This window comes from Salibacter sp., assembly GCF_031581065.1.
Taxonomy (GTDB): Bacteria; Bacteroidota; Bacteroidia; order Flavobacteriales_G; family Salibacteraceae; genus Salibacter.
Genome location: NZ_JAVLBN010000092.1, coordinates 1 through 3,112, shown reverse-complemented (window position 1 = coordinate 3,112; position 3,112 = coordinate 1). Strand labels below are relative to the sequence as shown.

Annotated in this window: 4 protein-coding genes and 1 tRNA gene; 2 read left to right on the top strand and 3 right to left on the bottom strand. The window is 36.2% G+C overall.

Annotated elements, in window-relative coordinates; genetic code table 11:
- A partial coding sequence (locus tag RI557_RS11575; protein ID WP_310683921.1) for a hypothetical protein occupies positions 1 to 243 on the bottom strand: 243 nt, incomplete at its 3' end.
- A 139-nt stretch (positions 244 to 382) separates the two neighbouring features.
- Positions 383 to 919, bottom strand: coding sequence for a nitroreductase family protein (locus tag RI557_RS11570; protein WP_310668518.1), 537 nt, complete (start codon positions 917 to 919; stop codon positions 383 to 385).
- Between the two features lie 42 nt (positions 920 to 961).
- Here RI557_RS11570 and RI557_RS11565 point away from each other — a divergent pair, with 42 nt between their 5' ends.
- The gene (locus RI557_RS11565) at positions 962 to 1,231 is read left to right on the top strand and encodes a LapA family protein (protein WP_310683919.1); all 270 of its coding nucleotides are present in this window, start codon (positions 962 to 964) and stop codon (positions 1,229 to 1,231) included.
- Positions 1,232 to 1,324: 93 nt separating this feature from the next.
- Positions 1,325 to 2,740 (top strand): ATP-binding protein, encoded by a 1,416-nt coding sequence (locus RI557_RS11560; protein WP_310683917.1) that lies wholly within the window; start codon positions 1,325 to 1,327, stop codon positions 2,738 to 2,740.
- 188 nt (positions 2,741 to 2,928) lie between these two features.
- On the opposite strand, the gene RI557_RS11555 is transcribed toward RI557_RS11560, so the two are convergent.
- Positions 2,929 to 3,014: transfer RNA gene (locus RI557_RS11555), tRNA-Leu, on the bottom strand.
- Between the last annotated feature and the right edge of the window lie 98 nt (positions 3,015 to 3,112).

Genomic DNA, 3,112 nt, shown 5'->3' with positions numbered 1-3,112 from the left:
CTTTTTAAAGCGCTTTTTACGCTTTTTGTTCCAGCGAGATTTTTTTCGCGGATTGTAACGGTATTGCTGATTGCTATACCCTTTTTTCTTCATTCGCTTGTTGATGGCCTTTCGCGCATTAAAAACCCTGTCACTAGAATAGTGAATACGGTCAGAGCACGAGGATGAGCCAACTGCAATCATCAGCGCCATGAGAAGTAGCATGAAAAACTGCTTAATCCTGTAGAGTCTCATTCGATCCATGTAAATCGTGGTGCTTGGAAAGTAGCGAAACTAAGGTTTTTTTATGAAGTAAATCAACTCAAATATTGAAATCCAGCAAAATAGTTTCCAACAATTTTGCTCAATTGTTGAAAGGAATAAAACCGCTAAAATTCACTAGTTACCAAAATTTTATTTCGTCTATTTCTTTTCGTTTTCTCTCTGAATTTTCCTGTTTAGCCAGATCTTCAGGCAATTGATCGCTTTCGCCTTTATACCCTACAGTAAACATAGCGACAGGTTCATAATTATCATCCAAATCTAAGTATTCAGCGATTTTATCTGGGGAAAACCCGGCCATTTGGTGAATGTACAAATCCATACTCGTTGCCTGAATCGCCATATTCGCCATAGCCATGCCAACATCGTGCCATGCGTGTTTATTCGGTTTGCCATTTCTGTCAAACGTTTTCTTAGCCAAACTAACACCTAATACCGGAGCAGTTTTAACCCACGTTTTATTGCCATCAGCTAAAGCTTCAAACAATCCATCGTAATGGTCAGATCCCTTTTCGACAATAGCGAACTTCCAGGGCTGTTCATTGAAGCAGGAAGCCGCCCAGCGCGCAGCATCCAACAATTCATTTAACTGTTGCTCAGAAACTTTTTTATCACTAAAAGCTCTTATACTTCTTCGGTTCTTTATCTCTTTAATCATTTCTGTACTTTTGATTAGCTACATTATAACAAATTGATTTGAATGAAAAAAGTTGTACTAATACTTAACATTATCCTAATTGTAATACTGGTGATGTTTAGCGTTCAAAACGCCTCATCCGTTACCGTGAAGTTTGCCACATGGAAGATCGATGTATCGCTCGCGCTGTTGATGATCCTCTGTGTTATTGCCGGAGCCGTGATCACCATGATCTTCAACTTTATTAGCACATTCACAAAAAACAACAAGGAAGCAAACTCAAAAAGTGCTAAAAAAAGGTACGAAGAGAAGGAAAATGAAAAAAGTGAGTGAGTTAAAAGAGAAGGAATTTTATTTATTGAACAACGATTATACTTCGCCAAAACTCTATTTATTTTGTAGTTTTGGCGAAATATAACCAGGTAAATGACTAAAATAGTTGGCAGAATCGAAGAGCAAACTATACTCAAAGAGTCCCTCAATAATGATAAATCAGAACTAATAGCTCTTTACGGCCGAAGAAGGATTGGGAAAACTTTCTTAATTCGTGAGTTCTTTAAGTCCAGTATAGTTTTTGAAGTTACGGGGTTATTTGACGGTAAAATGAGTGACCAACTCGAAAACTTTACCAAAGAGCTTAAAAAGAGAAAGAAAAAATCTAATATCGATTTACCACATTCATGGCTTGATGCATTCACAAAACTGGAAGAGTATATTGATACTCTGAAAGGTGAGAGTAAGAAAGTAATATTCATTGATGAATTTCCCTGGATTGCAACAGCTAAATCAAAATTTCTAACAGCTTTTGAAAATTTCTGGAATACATACTGCACAAAGAGGGATGACTTAATCGTTGTTATTTGTGGTTCGGCTGCATCTTATATGGTTCAGAAAATTATCAATAATAAAGGTGGGCTTCATAATAGAATTTCTCGAAAAATAAGATTGTTACCATTTAATCTGCGTGAAACAGAATTATATTTAACAAAAAATGGTCTGTCCTACACAAGATATGATATAATTCAAATTTATATGGCTCTGGGTGGTGTGCCCCATTACCTGGAAAAGCTACAAAAAGGATTAAGTGTTTCGCAGAACATAGATAATCTATGTTTTAGCAAAGATGGTGTCCTAAATGATGAGTTTAATAAATTATATGTTTCGTTATTTGATGACTCTGAACGTCACATGAAGATTATTAAAACTTTAGCACGTTCGAACAAAGGTTTTACCAGAAATGAACTCATTGATAAAAGTGGAATTCCATCAGGTGGAGACTTCTCTCTCAAACTAGAGGAGTTAATAGAATCTGGGTTTTTGACAGAATACCCTTATTATCAGAATAAGAAACAGCTTACTCACTATCGTTTGTCAGATGAATACTCCAAATTCTATCTAAAATTCATAAATAACAATAAGAATGAAGGAAAAGGAACATGGCAAAGATTGCGAACATCACAGTCCTATGCTTCGTGGTCAGGCTTTGTTTTTGAAACGTTGTGTCTAAAGCATATTTATCAAATAAAGAAATCACTTAGGATTGATGCAGTATTCTCAACCAGTAGCAGCTGGTTCAATGAAAATGCACAAGTTGATCTATTGATTGACAGAGATGATAATGTCATTAATTTATGTGAAATGAAGTTTCACAATGCCCCTTATACAATTGACAAACAGTACTATTTAAGTTTGAAGAATAAACTTTCCGAATTACAAAAAGAGACAGGAAACAGAAAAAATATTTTTATAACAATGGTTACCACTTATGGAATTAATGAAAATAAATACAGTAAAGAATTAGTTCAAAATGAACTAGATATGGATAGTTTATTTACTGAATAAAAAAATCATACTCCGCCAAAACTGCTTAAAAAATCAAGTTTTGGCGACTTATAGAGTCAGAAATTGCTTATAAAAAAGCTCAAATCCGTGAAAGTCAAAAAAGTAGCGGAGTTTTTGAAAGAGAGCGAGTGAGAGTGAAGAAATCAGAGGAGTGGTTCGCTCTCGCTCTTACACTCACTCTGATTTTGTACCCGGGGCGGGACTTGAACCCGCACGGCCATTACTGGCCACAGGATTTTAAGTCCTGCGTGTCTACCAATTCCACCACCCGGGCAGAGATTTCATCTCAAAAATAAAAAACCCTCTCGGTGAGAGGGAAAAAAATAGAGCGAAAGACGGGATTCGAACCCGCGACCCTCACCTTGGCAAGGT